The sequence below is a fragment of the Pseudochrobactrum mosebachae genome, assembly GCF_048914685.1.
In the GTDB taxonomy this organism is placed as follows: Bacteria; Pseudomonadota; Alphaproteobacteria; order Rhizobiales; family Rhizobiaceae; genus Pseudochrobactrum.
Genome location: NZ_CP128408.1, coordinates 2,639,442 through 2,656,473, shown reverse-complemented (window position 1 = coordinate 2,656,473; position 17,032 = coordinate 2,639,442). Strand labels below are relative to the sequence as shown.

The window sequence follows — 17,032 nt, the reverse complement described above, 5'->3', positions numbered from 1 at the left end:
TTTGCTGCGTTTCTGACGAGGATATCATGTTTCAGAATCTCCTATGAGTTTTTGAGACACTCCAAATATACTCGAAAGGAAATGCTATGAGCGAGACCAAAGTGCTCAAGGCCGTAAAGCGCGACCGGGCTGGTAAGGGGTCCTCCCGGATCATTCGCAACAACGGTCAGATTCCAGCAGTCATCTATGGTGACAAGCAGCCGGTTATTTCAATCGCAGTAGATTATAAAACAATCTATTACCTGATTTACGGCGGTGGCTTTAAGTCCACAACATTCATGATCGAAGTTGATGGCCAGAACATTAAAGTTCAGCCAAAAGACTACCAGATGGATCGCGTTAAGGATACCCCGCTCCACGTGGACTTTATCCGCGTAGCGTAATCTGGCAGTATATTCAGGCAGTCTTTATGGCCGCTTTGTTTATAAAAAACATCTCCGGTTCATACCGGAGATGTTTTTGTTTGTGGTACAGCTTTTGCCTGCTAGAGCATTTCACCATCAAGTTGAATCAGCTTGATGGATATGACAATGCGAAAACTCTAAAATCCAGAGCGAGCGCTGCGATCCAGCCTGAACGCAACCCGCTCTAGAGCAGCTGCAGGAAATGCGGGGACCGGCCTTCCGTACGAAACTGCGCTTAAACAAACAGATAGAGCGGTTTTTCTGCTTCAAAGAAAAGTAAAAACGCTCTAAAAGGCAATCAGCAGGTTCTTTACTGAACTGTCCTGTCAATCAATGTGACTGATACTCTTTCGGAGGCAACCATGTTGCTCATAGCTGGCCTTGGTAATCCCGGCTCACAATATGCCAGAAACCGTCACAATATCGGCTTCATGGCTGTCGATGCGATACATGCACGCCACCGCTTTTCCCCATGGGTAAAAAAGTTCAAGGCACTGATTGCTGATGGCACCATTGATGGTGAAAAGGTTCTGCTTATCAAGCCGCAAACCTTTATGAACCTCTCCGGCCAGTCTATTGGTGAGGCCATGCGGTTTTACAAGCTGGCTTTGGACGATCTGGTTGTGATCTATGACGAGCTGGACTTACCCGCAGCCAAAGTGCGCATTAAGGCTGGTGGCGGTGCCAACGGGCATAATGGTATCAAATCTATTGATGCGCATATGCAAGGACTGCTGGGCGGTAAGGATTATCGTCGTCTGCGCCTTGGTATCGGCCATCCCGGCGCCAAAGAACTGGTGCATAATTATGTATTGGGCGATTTTGCAAAGGTCGATAATGAGTGGCTGGATTTGTTATTTTCAGCCCTGTCAGACAATCTCGCTTATCTGGTTAAAAAAGACGATAATGGCCTGATGAATAAGCTTACTCTGGCATTGGGCGGTCAGCAGACCACGACCAAACCGGTCGTAAAAGACACTGGCGCCAAACCCGTCCCCAAAGCGCAGAGCCATATCCGGCAGGCACGGCAAAATAACAACAATGCTCCAAGCAGCGTCATAAAACTCCCCGCCTCAGGCCCGATGGCCGATATGCTGGCCAGACTGTTTGGCAAAAAAGACAACTGATAAATCTGTTTATGCCACAGCAAGTCAGTTTTCAGCGGCTTTTACGCCCAATAAGTGCAGTTGCCCTTGACCTGTGCTTGCCCCATAGCGCATAGGCAATGTCAAATGTTCTGTTTATTTTAACGCATAATCCCTTACCGGAAACCGGCACCCTAACGGGGCGTTTTCACGGGATTAAGCTTCAGACCGGATAAGGTTTTATCATGGGTTTCAAATGCGGTATTGTTGGCCTGCCAAATGTTGGCAAGTCCACCCTCTTCAATGCGCTGACCAAAACGGCTGCGGCACAGGCTGCAAACTATCCTTTCTGTACCATCGAGCCAAATACTGGTGAAGTTGCAGTTCCGGATCATCGTATGCGCCAGATCGCAGACATTGCCGGTTCAAAAGAACTGATCCCGACCCGCATTAACTTTGTGGATATTGCCGGTCTGGTGCGCGGCGCTTCCAAAGGCGAAGGTCTGGGCAACCAGTTCCTCGCTAACATCCGTGAAGTTGATGCTATTGTTCATGTGCTGCGTTGTTTTGAAGATGACGACATCACCCATGTTGAAGGCCGTATTGATCCGGTTTCCGATGCGCAGACGGTTGAAACCGAGCTTATGCTTTCCGACCTTGAAAGCCTTGAGCGCCGCATTGTACAGATCCGCAAGCGCGCCTCCAGCAAGGACAAAGAAGCCACCACTGTTCTGCCGATCATGGAAGATGCACTGAAGCTTTTGCAAAACGGCGATCCGGTTCGCATGCTGCTCAAAGATATTGCGCCAGACGATCTGCTGATCCTTAAAGGTCTGAACCTTCTGACCTCCAAGCCGGTTCTCTATGTGTGCAATGTGGCTGAATCCGATGCTGCACAGGGCAATGAGCACACCACAGCTGTCGCTAAAATGGCTGCGGAACAAGGTGCGCAATCGGTTATTATTTCTGCAGCCATTGAAGCAGAAGTCTCTCAGCTGCCGGATGAAGATGCCCAGCTGTTTCTCGGTGAAATGGGTCTGGAAGAACCTGGTCTCGACCGTTTGATCCGCGCCGGTTACAGCCTGCTTGATCTGATCACCTATTTCACAGCCGGACCAAAAGAAACTCGCGCATGGACCGTTTATCGTGGTGCAAAGGCGCCGCAGGCTGCCGGTGTTATCCATACAGATTTTGAACGCGGCTTCATCCGCGCGCAAACCATCGCCTTCGACGACTACATTGCCTACAAAGGCGAATCCGGTGCCAAAGAAGCCGGTAAAGCCCGCGATGAAGGCAAAGAATATGTGGTGCAGGACGGCGATGTGCTGATGTTTAAATTCAACACATAACAACCTAGTAAACTGCAATTAAAGCCCTGCTCTGCAGGGCTTTTTTGTATCTGTGCCTATTAGCAAAAGATCATTTGACGTTTACGTCAAAAAACCTAGAGTAGTGCCTGAGACAGATCTTACAGCATCAATGACGAATGCGCGGAGGTAATCACCGGTGAGCCAAACCCCACACCATTTCACCTATGATGATTTTATTGTTGGCAGCAGCCTGCCTCTCGGCTCTAAAACTGTAACGGCAGAAGAAGTGATCGCTTTTGCCGCAGAGTTTGACCCGCAGCCTTTTCACCTCGATGAAGCAGCCGGTAAAGCCAGTATTCTGGGTGGCCTTGCGGCTTCCGGCTGGCACACATGCGCTATGCTGATGCGGATGATGAATGACACATATATCCGTCACTCTGATAGCCAAGGCGCGCCCGGTCTTGAATATGTAAAATGGCTGAAACCAGTGATCGTTGGCGATGTGATCTCGGCTACCACAACCATTCTTGAAAAACGCATATCACGCTCACAGCCAACGCTCGGCATTATGCGCCTTAGTCACACCGTTACCAACCAGCATGATACTGTAGTGTGTGAAATGCAGGGCTCGGTTTTCATGCGTGTTGCAGGTCAGGAGAAAAAATAATGAGTAGTGAAACCAAACCATCCCTGCTCGAAGAGAATATCGGCAAAACAGTCCTCATTGGCACTTATGAGTTTACTGCCGATAAAATTATCCGATTTGCTGAAAAATATGATCCACAGCCGTTTCACACCGATCCTGAAGCTGCAAAATCCAGCCTGTTTGGCGGGCTTTGTGCATCCGGTTGGCATACAGCCGCTGTATGGATGAAGCTTAATGTGCGCTCAATGGGCGGCATGATCAAACTTTGTATGGAGCGCGGAGAAACGCCGCCGGCCTTTGGCCCTTCACCCGGCTTTGAAAACCTGCGCTGGCTACAGCCGGTTTATCCCGGCGATGTGATTGCTTATACAGTACAGATCACCGGTATACGGCCGCTGGCCACCAAACCCGGCTGGTCGATGCTGAACCATCATGCAACCGCCACCAATCAGCATGGCGAGCGGGTGATGGAGTTTGACAGCGCCGCTCTGGTCAAGCTGCCACCAAGCGCTTAAACGCCAGACTATTTCAATCACTAGAATCAAAAACCTTGCTAGAGCGGGTAACGATCAGATTGGATCGCAGCGCTCGCTCTAGGTTTATAGTTTTCGCATTGTCATACCTATCAAGTTGAATCAACGTGATAGTGAAATGCTCTAGAGCGGGTAACGATCAGGTTGGATCGCAACGCTCGCTCTAGATTTTAGCTTTTTCGCATTGTCATAACTATCAAGTTGATTCAACTTGATAGTGAAATGCTCTAGAGCGGGTAAGGATCATGTTGGATCGCAACGCTCGCTCTAGGTTTATAGTTTTCGCATTCTCATAACTATCAAGTTGAATCAACTTGATAGTGAAATGCTCTACCGGCAGGCTTTTATATAATTTAATCGCCTTCAAATTCCAGCAATGTGCGCACATGCACACCCAGCTCTTCCAGCTTCTTACGGCCACCAAGATCCGGCAGGTCGATAATGAAGCAGGCAGCAACAATCTCGGCTTTCATCTTCTTGAGCAGCTGTACAGCCGCCACAGCAGTGCCACCGGTGGCAATCAGGTCATCAACCAGAATAACCCGTTCGCCCGGCTGAATAGCGTCGCTATGCATCTCCATTTCGTCAATGCCATATTCAAGACTATAGGCAATACGCACGGTTTCAAAAGGCAGTTTTCCTTTCTTACGGATCGGAACAAAACCAGCAGACAACTGATGCGCCATTGCGCCGCCAAGGATAAATCCGCGCGCTTCAACACCGGCAACTTTATCGGCTTTGCCACCGGCAAAAGGAAAAACCAGTTCATCAATCGCACGGCGAAATGCCTGCGGATTACCCATCAATGTCGTCACATCGCGAAATTGTACGCCCGGACGCGGATAATCCGGAATCGTCCGCAAAGAAGCCTTCAGAAACGCGCTGGTCTCGTCATTCATGGCAGATCCTTACCTGTTATAATCTGAAATAGCACTGTCGCAGTGTCAGAGCACCACCATCATCGCCAGTTTAACGATCAGTTTGATGAAGCGCTTTCATGGTGACATGTTAAATTTTATCATAGCTTATTTTAGTCATAGTCACATAGAAAAGGGCGCATGAAGCGCCCTTTTAAACTTTATAAACAACCTGTACTGGCTGATTAATGCTTAACACCGGCGAAAACACGGCGCTTGGCTGCATAAACAAGCCCTGCAAACAGCAGCAGAAATACCATAACACGGAAACCGGTTTTCTTACGGGCTTCCATATGAGGCTCTGCGGCCCACATCAGGAATGCTGAAACGTCGCGTGAATATTGCTCAACAGTTTCTGGTGAACCGTCATCATAAGTCACTTGTCCGTCGCTGATAGGCTTGGCCATGGCCAAAGACTTACCGGCAATAAAGGCAGGGTTATAATGTGTGCCTTCCGGAATTTCCATGCCGGCAGGTGGTGTTTCATCATAACTGGTCAAAAGCGCATGGATATAATCCGGGCCCGCTTCCGCATATTGTGTGAAAATATCAAACACAAATGTCGGGAAACCACGTTCCACACCGCGCGCCTTGGCAATCAGTGAGAAATCAGGCGGAACCGCATTATTATTAGCTGCCGCTGCAGCTTCCGCATTGGCGAAAGGTGACGGGAAATAATCGCCGGCACGTGCTGCACGGGTGAACATTTCACCTTCAGCATTCGGGCCGTCCTGCACTTCATATTCCGAAGCAAAGGCTTTGATCTGATCCTCATCATAGCCCAGATCGCTCAATGTGCGAAAAGGTACCAGCTTCATAGAATGACAAGCCGAGCAGACTTCTTTGTAAATCTTCAGACCACGCTGAAGCTGCCCCTTGTCATAAGTACCAAAAGGACCTGCAAACGACCAGCTTTCCTGTATCGGATGTTTGATCGGGAAATGCGCCGGTTCCGCTTCGCTGGCTGCCGTATCGGCCTGAACAGCGCCCAAAGTGAGCGCTGTTGCAAGACCAAGAGCAGCAAGACCGGTAAAGAACATTTTCATAACTGTACTCTTCCTATCTTGTCCGGCAATCAGGCTTTGGCGTCTGCTGATGCCGCTTCATCATCTTTGCCGAGAACGGCTTCAGTGATGGAGTTTGGCATACGCTTCGGCGTTTCAATCAGGCCGAGAACCGGCATGATAACAATGAAGAATGCGAAATAATACAAGGTACCGAGCTGCGCCATGAAGGTATAGATACCTTCAGCAGGACGCGAACCGAGCCAGCCGAGGAAAACCGCATTGATCACAAACAGCCAGAAGAACAGCTTGAACCAAGGACGATAAACTGCAGAACGTACTTTCGAAGTATCGAGCCAAGGCACAACGAACAGGATTGCAATCGAACCAAACATCACCAGAACGCCGCCGAGTTTTGAATCAATCGGGCCGACATTGAAAGTGATGGCACGCAGCATTGCGTAGAATGGCAAGAAGTACCACTCAGGAACAATATGCGCAGGTGTTACCAGCGAATTCGCTTCGATATAGTTGTCCGCATGGCCGAGGTAGTTCGGCATATAAAAGATGAAATATGCAAAGAACAGGAAGAAAACTACCGAACCGAACGCGTCTTTAATCGTCGCATAAGGGGTAAACGGCAATGTATCTGTCTTTGTTTTAACTTCAATACCGGTCGGGTTGGTCTGTCCGGTCACATGCAATGCCCATACGTGCAGGACAACCACACCGGCGATCATGAACGGCAGCAGATAATGCAGTGAGAAGAAACGGTTCAGGGTCGGATTATCAACAGCAAACCCGCCAAGCAGCAACTGCTGGATCGGTTCACCGATAATTGGAAACGCCGTGAAGAAACCGGTAATAACTGTGGCACCCCAGAACGACATCTGTCCCCAAGGCAACACATAGCCCATGAAAGCAGTTGCCATCATCAGTAGGAAAATCACCACACCGAGAATCCACAACAACTCGCGCGGCGCTTTGTATGAGCCGTAATAAAGGGCGCGAGCAATATGCAGGTAAACCGCGATGAAGAAGAAGGATGCACCATTGGCATGCATATAACGCAGCAACCAACCGGAATTGACATCACGCATGATCTTTTCAACGGAGTCAAAAGCCAGCTGTGTTGATGCTGCATAATGCATAGCAAGTACAACGCCGGTCAGGATCTGTGCAATCAGCATGAAAGACAGAATACCGCCGAAAGTATACATATAGTTCAGGTTACGCGGAACCGGATAGGCAACAAATGAATCATAGACGAGGCGCGGCAATGGCAGCCGTTCGTCAACCCATTTCTCAATACCGGTCTTTGGCGTATAAGAAGAATGTCCGCCGCTCATAAAATTTCTCCTCCGACCACTCAGCCGACTTTAATTACGGTATCGGAAACGAAAGAAAACTGCGGGATGTGCATGTTTTCCGGCGCCGGACCACTGCGAATACGACCTGCTGTATCATAGGTCGAACCGTGGCACGGGCAGAACCAGCCGCCGAATTCACCGGATTCACCAAGCGGGACGCAACCAAGATGGGTGCAAACACCGATCATAACGATCCAGTTTTCTTTACCTTCACCGGCAGTACGATCCATATCAGTTGCCTGTGCATCCGCAGCCAGATTGGCATTGCGTGCCAGAGGATCTTTTAGTTCTGCCATTGGTGTATTTTTGGCATCTTCAATTTCTTTAGCCGTACGGTTACGGATGAAAACCGGTTTACCGCGCCATTTAACTGTCAGCGATCCACCTTCGCTCAAAGACGAAACGTCGACCTCAATAGAGGCCGCCGCAAGCGTCGAAGCATCGGGCCGCATCTGGTCGATAAATGGCCACGCGAAGCCGGCAGCGCCGACCACGCCAACCATTCCCGTCGCTATGTACAGAAAATCACGCCGTGTTGGCTCAGCTGTGTCGTGTGCGCTCACGTGCCACTTCCTTTTTGACTTGCATATTGAACTGTCCTCCGCTGTCCGTTGAGCACATCGTCTTATCTATGATGACGCTGTGTGCTGAGAGCCGTTGGAACTGTGATACAGTTACAAACCGGACATAGCTCCCCCACCTATGGTCAAGGTTTAGGCATGATAAAAAAGCTTGTCCAGTCGCCAGACGCGCTTACGGCACCATGTCGCAGGCAGCCCCGCTGCTGCAACAAAGCCGCAAAGCTCATTAAAATGCCGCTTTTTGCCTTGAAAAACACATAAACCATAACCGGCGGCATATTCTAATTCCTGTTAAATCTGACCATGAAACCGCTGATTATAATAATTTGAAACCAAACCGTGGTTTAGGCCTCATCTTCCGGTTTACCTAGAAAACCGCCCGATTGACGTGCCCAAAGCCCCGCATAAATACCTTTTTTGGCAATCAACTCGTCATGCGTGCCACTTTCGGCAATGCGCCCATGCTCCAGCACCACCAACCGGTCTAGCTGGGCAATGGTGGAAAGACGGTGGGCAATGGCAATCACAGTCTTGCCCTGCATCAAGCGTGTAAGATTTTCCTGAATAGCCGCCTCTACTTCAGAGTCCAGTGCCGAGGTCGCCTCATCAAGAATGAGGATCGGAGCATTTTTAAGCACCGCACGCGCAATACTGATTCTCTGTCTTTGCCCGCCCGAGAGCTTCACGCCACGTTCACCAACAAAGGCATCATAGGCTTTGCGGCCTTTAAAATCTTCCAGCGTATCAATGAATTCTTCGGCCTCGGCCTGACTGGCTGCAAAGCGCAACTCCTCTTCAGAGGCATCCGCTTTTGCCAGCATAATATTGTCACGCAAAGAGCGATGCAGCAGAGCGGTTTCCTGACTTACCACAGCAAATGCTGCGCGCAAAGAAGTTTGCGTGACCGCGCGCACATCCTGTCCGTCAATACGCACAGCGCCCTCATCAACATCATATAGCCGCAGCATCAGATTGATCAGCGTGGTTTTGCCAGCGCCCGAATGGCCGATCAAGCCAATACGTTCGCCGCCACCAACCGACAGGCTGATATTTTGCAGCACGCCGGTTTTGCGTTCACCGCCATAGCGAAACGTAACATTATCAACGTCGATCGCACCCGCTGTAATCTGTAGCGGCTTGGCATCACTCTTATCTTCCATGCCAAGCGGAGCGGAAATCAGCCGCATTGAATTTTCAATCACGCCATAGGAGCGCAGCATCCCGTTCATCTGCATCATCAGTCGCCCCAGCAGCATATTCAGACGCAGCACCAGACCCAGTGTAAAAGCGACCTCACCCACTGTCGCCTGCCCTTTTGTCCACAGATCAATCGCAAAGGCTGCAACCAGCACAATCATCAGGCTCGACAATGCAGTCATTGATACGCGCATACCAGTCAGCGTACGCATAAACGGCAGCATGGCTTTAATGTAACTTGCAAAACCGGCACGCAAATAGGCCTGATCCATATCCGGCGTATTCAGCTTGATTGTTTGAATATTGGTATAACTGTCAACAATTCGGCCATTAATCAGGGAGCCGGCCTCTGCGCTGGCTTCAGCCTGTTTACGCATCGTCGGCAAATAAAGCCGCGCGATCCAAGCGAACAATACCATCCACACCACCACCAACACGGCAAGGCGCCAATCCAGCTGTCCGAATAACAGCAGCGTGGTGATGCTGTAGATAATCATAAACCAGACCACCTGAATAAAACTGGTAATCAGGTCGCCTGCCGCCTGTCCCGCCTGCCAGACTTTGGTAGCGATGCGTCCGGAAAAGTCATTTTGAAAAAACGCATAGGACTGGCGCAGAACATAAGAATTCGCCTGCCAGCGAATTAAATTATAAAAGCCCGGCGTTATCGTCTGATCATCGAGCAGCGAGCTGATCGCCGTCATCAGCACCCGCACGATCAGAACAATAAAGCCCATAGCCAGCAATTCAAAACCAGCAGTCGCATACAGCGCCTGCCAGCTGCGCTCCATCGAAGCGCTCTGATCAAGAATATCAACAATCCGTCCGGTAAAATAAAACAACCCCGCTTCCAGAAGCGGTAATATACCCCCGACAAACAGCGCCAGTAGTAACGGCCAACGCGCCTGCGCCATATAATGCATAAGAAAGCGCATTGTCGTCTGCGGCGGACGTCCGTCATCAAAATCTTGTAACGGATTGATCCAGTTTTCAAACAGACGATAAATTGCATTCATCAGGCATCCCCCTTCGGAGCATTGCGCATAAGAACAGCCGCTCCTTCACGCAGCGGCTGTTCTTTAAGAGTATTAAGGTAGCTCTTCAAAAGCAGTTAGAGTGTAAAGCGAAGCCGTATCAACCCTCTTTTAGCTCACAAGAACCTTGAGCAGCTACTCAGGTATAACCGGTTTTTGCTCGTCATCAAAGCCAAGGAACCCACCGGACTGGCGGGCCCACAGTGATGCATAAACACCGCCCTGTGCAATCAGTTCCTCATGGCTGCCATCTTCAATGATTTGGCCCTGATCCATCACAATCAACCGGTCAAGGGCTGCAATAGTTGAAAGGCGATGCGCAATCGCAATCACGGTCTTGCCTTCCATCAGCTTGTACAGGCTATCCTGAATTGCTGCTTCCACTTCAGAATCAAGCGCCGAGGTTGCTTCATCCAGAATAAGAATTGGCGCATCTTTGAGGATCACGCGGGCAATTGCCACACGCTGGCGCTGACCACCGGAGAGCTTAACACCACGCTCGCCAACATGCGCGTCAAAACCTTTACGCCCTTTTGGATCATTGAGATGCGGTAGGAACTGATCGGCCTGCGCCTGAGCCACCGCTTCCAGCATCATCTCTTCTGTGGCATCCGGCCTGCCATAGCTGACATTATCCCTGACAGAGCGATGCAACAGCGATGTGTCTTGTGTAACCATACCGATATTGGCGCGCAGGCTGTCTTGCGTGACCTTGGCAATATCCTGACCATCGATCAGAATTTTACCCTGTTCAACATCATAGAAACGCAGCAGCAGGTTAACCAATGTGGATTTACCAGCACCTGAACGCCCGACCAGACCAATTTTTTGACCCGGCAGAATATTCAGCGACAAGTCGTTGATAATACCTTTGCCCTTGCCGTAATTAAAACCGATATGATCGAATGTAATGCCACCTGAGTGAACATCCAGCGGTTTTGCACGTTCATGATCAACCACTTTACGTGGCTGGGCAATGGAGCGCATACCGTCTTCTACAGTGCCGATATTTTCGAACAGCGCAGACATTTCCCACATAATCCATTGCGACATACCGTTCAGACGCAGGCAGAGTGCAATACCGATAGCCACGGCACCGACAGACGCCACATTATCGATCCACAATTTAATGCCTAATGCACCGACCGAAAACAGCAGCACAGAATTCATGAAATAGAGCGAGCCGAAAAACTGCGTAACCATACGCATCTGACGGTTTACAGTATCCTGAAAGCCCTCAAGACTGTTACGAACATAGCTTTCTTCACGGTTGGTATGCGAGAACAGTTTAACAGTAGCAATATTGGTATAACTGTCGACAATACGGCCGGTCATTTCCGAGCGCGCATCAGCCTGTGCCTGCGAAATCACCCGCAACCGCGGAATGAAGTAACGCAACAACCCGATATAGATCAACAACCACACCACGAACGGCATTGCCAGGCGCCAGTCGGCAGTGGCAGCGATGAACAATGTACCGGTAAAATAAACCGACACATAGACCATCACATCAGCAAGCTTAATCACCGTTTCACGCACAGCCAATGCAGTCTGCATCAGCTTGGTGGAGATACGTCCGGCAAATTCATCCTGAAAGAACACCATCGATTGGCGGATCAGATAACGGTGCATCAGCCAGCGCACACGCATCGGAAAATTACCAATCAGCGTTTGATGCAGAACCATTGATTGTAGCAATACCACCAATGGCAGGATGACCAGAACAACGCCGCCGATCAGCGCCAACCGCCAGCCTTCTTGCTGCAAGAAGGTCTCACGGCTGTGCATATTCAGCCAATCCACCACATTGCCGAGAAACGCAAACAGCGACACTTCAAGAATAGCGATCAGTGCGGTCAGCAGAGCCATAACCACAATCCAGCCCCAGGCACCGCGGCTATAATACATGCAGAATTTAAACAGGCCTTTTGGTGGTTGTTCAAGCGGAACATCCGGATAGGCTTTCAGTTGTTTTTCAAACCAGCGAAACATTTTTACCTCGAATGCGGGACACGCCCGCCGGAGCAGCCTCAAGAGAAGCAAGCGACTCAAAAACATCGTCCCACAGTCTTCGCCTATAAAGCGGCACTGTGACGGGAAGACAGCAATTACAACTCAAATATAATCCACGCAGGCAAAGTCGCCGGACAGGATAAATCATGAGCAAAAATTAAATGTGTGAGAACACTTAATCAGAAGGTTGATGGAAAAAACGCACAAGGCCTGTCATCGCGACGGTGCAACTCGACATCGGAGACAAGTGATCAGAAGGACAGAACAATTTGAGCAAAACTGGAAATGTCTGGCCGGAAGGTTATGGTAATCTGATCGATACGTTCACTTTAACAGTCCTGTTAAGCGCAGCGCGGCTTCAGGATAAGAGGCCGCAGGTTCAATTGGTGCGGCACCCACCATGGTAACAACATAAGGAGCTGCTACGGGGAACAGATTCAAAGAAATCTTAATGCTCATCACAGCCTCCTTGCATGGTCAATCTGATAAAATGGAAGGCACATATAGCACCATGTTTTTTTTACCGCTAGTCTTGCGCAAAATTTTCTCATGTCGCGAATGAGAACAAAGCGGAGTGTGTCCAATTACACACAATTGATAAAATCAGGCGGATTGAGCAGTTTCAGGAAAAATGGGAGCCGGCTTTCTGCCCGCAACTGCGTTTAAACTAACAGATAGAGCGGCTTTTCTGCTTCAAGGAAAAGTAAAAATACTGTAGAAAAATTCGCTGCTGGCCACGAGAGCGGGTAACGTTCAGGTTGGGTCCCGGCGCGCGCGCTAGATATTAGCTTTTTCGCATTGTCATAGCTATCAAGCTATTTCAACTTGATAGTGAAATGCTCTAGCCCTCTGTAACCAACCCCTGTAAGTTTACATCATCATGAAATTACGCATTGCACTTTATCAACCGGACATTCCCGGCAATACCGGTACTATCTTGCGCATGGCAGCCTGCCTTGGATTAGGGGTGGATATTATTGAGCCTGCCGGATTTGATTTATCGGATCGCGGGTTGAAACGCGCTGGCATGGATTATCTTGAACAGGCAGCGCTCACCCGCCATCTCGATTGGGAGCATTTCAACCAATGGCGCTTGTCTGAAAATCGCCGTCTGGTACTGCTGTCAACCAAAGCCGCACAGCCCTATACAGATTTCAGCTATCGTATGGATGATATTCTGCTGTTCGGGCGTGAATCAGCCGGCGTGCCGGATCATGTGCATAATACCAGCGATGAGCGGATTATTATTCCGATGGTTGAGGGCGCACGCTCACTTAATCTGGCTCTTACCACAGCGATGTCCGCCGGCGAGGCAATGCGCCAAATCAATATTTCCAGATAATCAATTAACGACATCAATCTGAGCTGGGTAAACGCCTGATTGTAAATTCAATCACGTCATTATTGCGCACATACCAGCTTTCGATTTCGGTCCAATAGGCAGCTTTCGGATAAGCTTCGAACCATTCCCGCGCTTTCAGCCGTGCCACAGGGCGCGGCAATGAAAAGGTCTCGCGGATATAACCGTCGCTGATATCCGGCTTACGCGAAGACGATGCTTTGCGCATTTGCCTGCGCAAGCCCTCCAGCGGCGGCTTAGGTGGTATGGATGTCATCAGCGGCCTCCTTTAGCGCACCTTAAAATAAGGCAACAAGAAAAAGCGGTCATATTAAACATTACACGACTTACGAAGTTCGTAGAGCTTTACAAGCGAAAGCTGTACAAGACTTACAACCTACTCTTGTAAAATAACGCATTATCGCCCATGACACGAGTCATTTTATGGTCTGCAGATACATATCTCCTCGCGCACAGCGCAGGATGAAACTGTCAAATTCCCAAAAATAGAAAGCTTTCATAAACATAATCCGGTTTATGAAGTCTATATAACATGTTGACAGCAGCAGATTTAACCGCACCGTCAGGTTATAATATCTGCCGCGTAAGGACATCAGCGAAGGAACTAATATGCAACGTCCCGACCTTCCCGCTATCCTGCCTGATAATCTTGAAGAGAAGAAGCAGCTGGCGCAAAACTGGTTCGAAGAATTACGTGACCGTATCTGTTCTCTTTTTGAAACTTTGGAAGATGAACTCAGCCCCGAATTAGCGGGCAGCGACCAGCCCGCTGGCCGGTTTGTCAGAACCCCTTGGGCTAAAGATGAAGGCCGTGGTGGCGGCGGTGTCATGTCGATGATGCATGGCCGTGTGTTTGAAAAAGTCGGCGTTCATGTCTCAACCGTCTATGGTGAGTTCTCACCGGAGTTCCGCGCACAAATACCGGGCGCAGAAGAAGATCCGCGCTATTGGGCCAGCGGCATTTCACTGATTGCCCATCCGCGCAATCCTAATGTGCCGGCTGTGCATATGAACACCCGCATGGTTGTGACCACCCGCCAGTGGTTTGGTGGCGGAGCCGATCTGACACCAGTGCTTGATCGCCGTCGCACACAGGAAGATGCAGACAGTCAAGCGTTTCACAAAGCACTGAATTTTGTTTGCAACAAACATGCAGGCATTGCCGATTACGACCGTATGAAACAATGGTGCGATGAATATTTCTACCTGCCGCATCGTCACGAACCGCGCGGTATTGGCGGCATTTTCTACGACTGGCTGCATTCAACCGATGAACAAGGCGGCTGGGATGCTGATTTTGCGTTTACCCGTGATGTCGGTCGCTGTTTTGCTGTGGTCTATCCACATATTGTGCGCCAGAACTTTAATCAGCCATGGACAGATACTGATCGTGAAGAGCAGCTGATCCGCCGTGGTCGTTATGTCGAGTTTAATCTGCTGCATGATCGCGGCACAATTTTCGGCCTCAAGACCGGTGGCAATATTGCCTCGATCCTGTCTTCCATGCCGCCTGTGGTTAAGTGGCCGTAACAGTGAAGCTGCTTTATGAATCAATTCATCAAAACATATTCATAAGCACTTAATTAGATTCAATATTACCCATCTTAAAAACCAAACCGCCCCGTTTCAACGGGGCGGTTTTTGATTATAGATCCTGCAGCAATTGCGCTTTACTCAATGTAAACCCGGAAGCCAGCCACTGGGTTTCAAGCGCTTTCAATTTCTGGCCAAGGGCGGGGCCTTTTTCTAAACCGCACTTCATCAGGTCTGCACCGCTGAGCGGAAATACCGGCACCTCTGCATGTGCCGCCACATCCAGCAGGCGCATCAATTGTGCAGATCGCACCATCGCCTGCGTATCAGTTTCAGCATTCATACGCGCTGCAACCAGTGCCAGTTTCATCCGGTCCGTCAAGGCCTGACGGCAACCACCATAGATCAGCTTCATCAGCCCGATGTCAGAAAGCTCAGGCTTTGGTGTATCGCTCAATGCCCATTTTTCGAGCCGTGATTTATCCGCATTGGAAAGCCGCAGCCTTTTACCAAGCGCGGTCATGCGTGCGGCATCGGGTGGCACCATCGCTTCAAGACGCAGCAATGCATCCGGCTTCCAATCAAGATCGCGCTCAGCAAGGATCAGGCCATGGATCGTATCAATGCCCCATTTTTCGCTTTCCGGCAGAATTTGCGTCAGCACACCTGATTGGCGCATCCACAAAAGCGCCCGCGAAGGATCAGGGGCTGACAATAATTTCTTCAGCTCCGACCATACCCGCTCGGCAGAAAGGCTCTGCAAATGGACTTTAAGTTTGGCACAGGCTTTCAACCCCGATGCATCAGGGCGACCTGATCCGTACCACGCAAAAAACCGGAAAAACCGCAAGATACGCAAATAGTCTTCATTGATACGCTGCTCGGCATCACCGATGAACCGGAACTCGCGTTTTTCAATATCAGCCAGCCCGCCAACATGATCAATCACATCGCCATTGGCGCGGGCATAAAGTGCATTGACGGTAAAATCGCGCCGCTCGGCATCCACCTGCCAGTCACGGCCAAAAGCCACGGTTGCCTGTCGGCCATGGGTTTCCACATCTGCACGTAAAGTGGTCACTTCATAAGGCACACCTTTGGCAATCACAGTCACCGTGCCGTGATCGATACCGGTTGGCACAACTTTAAAACCGCAGCTTTCAGCCCGCGCTTTGGTATCATGTGGCAGTGTTGTCGAAGCAATATCAATATCGCCTACCGGTTCATTAAGCAGTGTGTTGCGCACAGCACCGCCAACCACCCGCGCTTCCTCACCACTTTCGCAAAGAGCTGCCAACAGTCTCTGCAAATCCGGTTCTGCCAGCCATGGCGCACGATCGGTAATATTCAGATTTATCTTCGTATTTTCAGTCACGCATAAAGCCTTTCATAGAGGCTGCGGATAATACCCGCTGTTGCCCCCCAGATAGTCCGATTCTGATAATGAATTGCGTAATAAAAACGCTCATGCCCTGCAAATATCCGGCTCTCGCGCTGATGCTCTTGTGGATCCATCAAAAAACTCAGTGGCACTTCGAATATATCCGCAACCTCATCAGGGTTAGCATGCAACTCAAACGGGCGCCTGATCACCGCCAGTACCGGCGTTACCGCATAACCGCTGCCGGTCATATATTGTGGCAGGCGGCCAAGCGTTTGTGCATGCCTCGCCTCCAAGCCGATTTCTTCATTGGCCTCACGCAATGCCGCATGTTCAGGGCTGAGATCATCCGCATCAATTTTGCCACCGGGAAACGCCACCTGTCCGGAGTGGCTGCGCATCTGCGCATTGCGTGTGGTCAGCAGCACACTGGCATGGTCACCATAATCAACCACCGGCACCAGTACCGCAGCAGGTTTCAGCTTCACACGCAGATCACCTTTGCCGGCATGTGCACGCGCGCTCCAGTCCGGATTGAGCAAGTGATCGCCACTGCGCGGCAGGCCGCTTGAATCAAACTCACCAGAAATCGGCGCATGCTGTTGTTTTTGCTGCACTCTACGCATGAAATCTTGAGCGGTGTAGCCTGTATCAGACATCTGTT

Annotated in this window: 16 protein-coding genes and 1 pseudogene; 7 read left to right on the top strand and 10 right to left on the bottom strand. The window is 50.0% G+C overall.

Annotated elements, in window-relative coordinates:
• Nucleotides 1–86: 86 nt before the first annotated feature.
• From rplY to MP213Fo_RS12045, 5 genes and pseudogenes are all read left to right on the top strand, one after another.
• Nucleotides 87–380, top strand: a pseudogene (rplY, locus tag MP213Fo_RS12065) (50S ribosomal protein L25); the annotation flags it as partial.
• 386 nt (nucleotides 381–766) lie between these two features.
• On the top strand, nucleotides 767–1,531 hold the full coding sequence (gene pth, locus MP213Fo_RS12060) for an aminoacyl-tRNA hydrolase (protein WP_421089235.1): 765 nt from the start codon (nucleotides 767–769) through the stop codon (nucleotides 1,529–1,531).
• 203 nt (nucleotides 1,532–1,734) lie between these two features.
• Entirely contained in the window at nucleotides 1,735–2,838 is a 1,104-nt protein-coding gene (ychF, locus tag MP213Fo_RS12055) for a redox-regulated ATPase YchF (RefSeq protein WP_421089234.1), read from the top strand.
• A gap of 157 nt (nucleotides 2,839–2,995) precedes the next feature.
• Nucleotides 2,996–3,466: a MaoC family dehydratase gene (locus MP213Fo_RS12050; RefSeq protein ID WP_421089233.1), complete on the top strand. Its 471-nt coding sequence runs from the start codon at nucleotides 2,996–2,998 to the stop codon at nucleotides 3,464–3,466.
• Nucleotides 3,466–3,960, top strand: a complete 495-nt coding sequence (locus MP213Fo_RS12045; protein ID WP_421089232.1) for a MaoC family dehydratase — start codon at nucleotides 3,466–3,468, stop codon at nucleotides 3,958–3,960. The genes MP213Fo_RS12050 and MP213Fo_RS12045 overlap by 1 nt, the downstream gene beginning before the upstream one ends.
• 371 nt (nucleotides 3,961–4,331) lie before the next feature.
• Here the strand turns inward: MP213Fo_RS12045 and MP213Fo_RS12040 are convergent, their stop codons facing one another.
• The 7 genes from MP213Fo_RS12040 to MP213Fo_RS12010 all read right to left on the bottom strand — a co-directional run bounded on the left by MP213Fo_RS12040 (nucleotide 4,332) and on the right by MP213Fo_RS12010 (nucleotide 12,553).
• Nucleotides 4,332–4,877: an adenine phosphoribosyltransferase gene (locus tag MP213Fo_RS12040; protein ID WP_421089231.1), complete on the bottom strand. Its 546-nt coding sequence runs from the start codon at nucleotides 4,875–4,877 to the stop codon at nucleotides 4,332–4,334.
• A 203-nt stretch (nucleotides 4,878–5,080) separates the two neighbouring features.
• Nucleotides 5,081–5,941 carry a cytochrome c1 gene (locus MP213Fo_RS12035; protein ID WP_421089230.1) on the bottom strand — a complete coding sequence of 287 codons (861 nt, stop codon included), beginning with the start codon at nucleotides 5,939–5,941 and terminating at the stop codon, nucleotides 5,081–5,083.
• Nucleotides 5,942–5,970: 29 nt separating this feature from the next.
• Complete coding sequence (locus MP213Fo_RS12030) at nucleotides 5,971–7,248, bottom strand: cytochrome b (protein ID WP_421089229.1); 1,278 nt, start codon at nucleotides 7,246–7,248, stop codon at nucleotides 5,971–5,973.
• Nucleotides 7,249–7,268: 20 nt separating this feature from the next.
• Complete coding sequence (petA, locus tag MP213Fo_RS12025) at nucleotides 7,269–7,832, bottom strand: ubiquinol-cytochrome c reductase iron-sulfur subunit (protein WP_421089228.1); 564 nt, start codon at nucleotides 7,830–7,832, stop codon at nucleotides 7,269–7,271.
• 362 nt (nucleotides 7,833–8,194) lie between these two features.
• Nucleotides 8,195–10,063: an ABC transporter ATP-binding protein gene (locus tag MP213Fo_RS12020; protein WP_421089227.1), complete on the bottom strand. Its 1,869-nt coding sequence runs from the start codon at nucleotides 10,061–10,063 to the stop codon at nucleotides 8,195–8,197.
• 153 nt (nucleotides 10,064–10,216) lie between these two features.
• Entirely contained in the window at nucleotides 10,217–12,073 is a 1,857-nt protein-coding gene (locus MP213Fo_RS12015) for an ABC transporter ATP-binding protein (protein WP_421089226.1), read from the bottom strand.
• A 345-nt stretch (nucleotides 12,074–12,418) separates the two neighbouring features.
• A complete protein-coding gene (locus tag MP213Fo_RS12010; RefSeq protein WP_421089225.1) occupies nucleotides 12,419–12,553 on the bottom strand; it encodes a hypothetical protein in 135 nt (44 codons plus the stop codon).
• A 421-nt stretch (nucleotides 12,554–12,974) separates the two neighbouring features.
• Here MP213Fo_RS12010 and MP213Fo_RS12005 point away from each other — a divergent pair, with 421 nt between their 5' ends.
• Nucleotides 12,975–13,436, top strand: coding sequence for a tRNA (cytidine(34)-2'-O)-methyltransferase (locus MP213Fo_RS12005; RefSeq protein WP_421089224.1), 462 nt, complete (start codon nucleotides 12,975–12,977; stop codon nucleotides 13,434–13,436).
• A gap of 13 nt (nucleotides 13,437–13,449) precedes the next feature.
• Here the strand turns inward: MP213Fo_RS12005 and MP213Fo_RS12000 are convergent, their stop codons facing one another.
• Nucleotides 13,450–13,710, bottom strand: a complete 261-nt coding sequence (locus tag MP213Fo_RS12000) for a hypothetical protein (protein WP_421089223.1) — start codon at nucleotides 13,708–13,710, stop codon at nucleotides 13,450–13,452.
• A 353-nt stretch (nucleotides 13,711–14,063) separates the two neighbouring features.
• On the opposite strand from MP213Fo_RS12000, the gene hemF reads away from it, so the two are divergent.
• Nucleotides 14,064–14,984: an oxygen-dependent coproporphyrinogen oxidase gene (hemF, locus tag MP213Fo_RS11995; RefSeq protein ID WP_421089222.1), complete on the top strand. Its 921-nt coding sequence runs from the start codon at nucleotides 14,064–14,066 to the stop codon at nucleotides 14,982–14,984.
• A 115-nt stretch (nucleotides 14,985–15,099) separates the two neighbouring features.
• On the opposite strand, the gene MP213Fo_RS11990 is transcribed toward hemF, so the two are convergent.
• Nucleotides 15,100–16,344, bottom strand: a complete 1,245-nt coding sequence (locus tag MP213Fo_RS11990) for a CCA tRNA nucleotidyltransferase (RefSeq protein WP_421091131.1) — start codon at nucleotides 16,342–16,344, stop codon at nucleotides 15,100–15,102.
• A 14-nt stretch (nucleotides 16,345–16,358) separates the two neighbouring features.
• Complete coding sequence (locus tag MP213Fo_RS11985; RefSeq protein ID WP_421089221.1) at nucleotides 16,359–17,027, bottom strand: CoA pyrophosphatase; 669 nt, start codon at nucleotides 17,025–17,027, stop codon at nucleotides 16,359–16,361.
• Nucleotides 17,028–17,032: the final 5 nt, after the last annotated feature.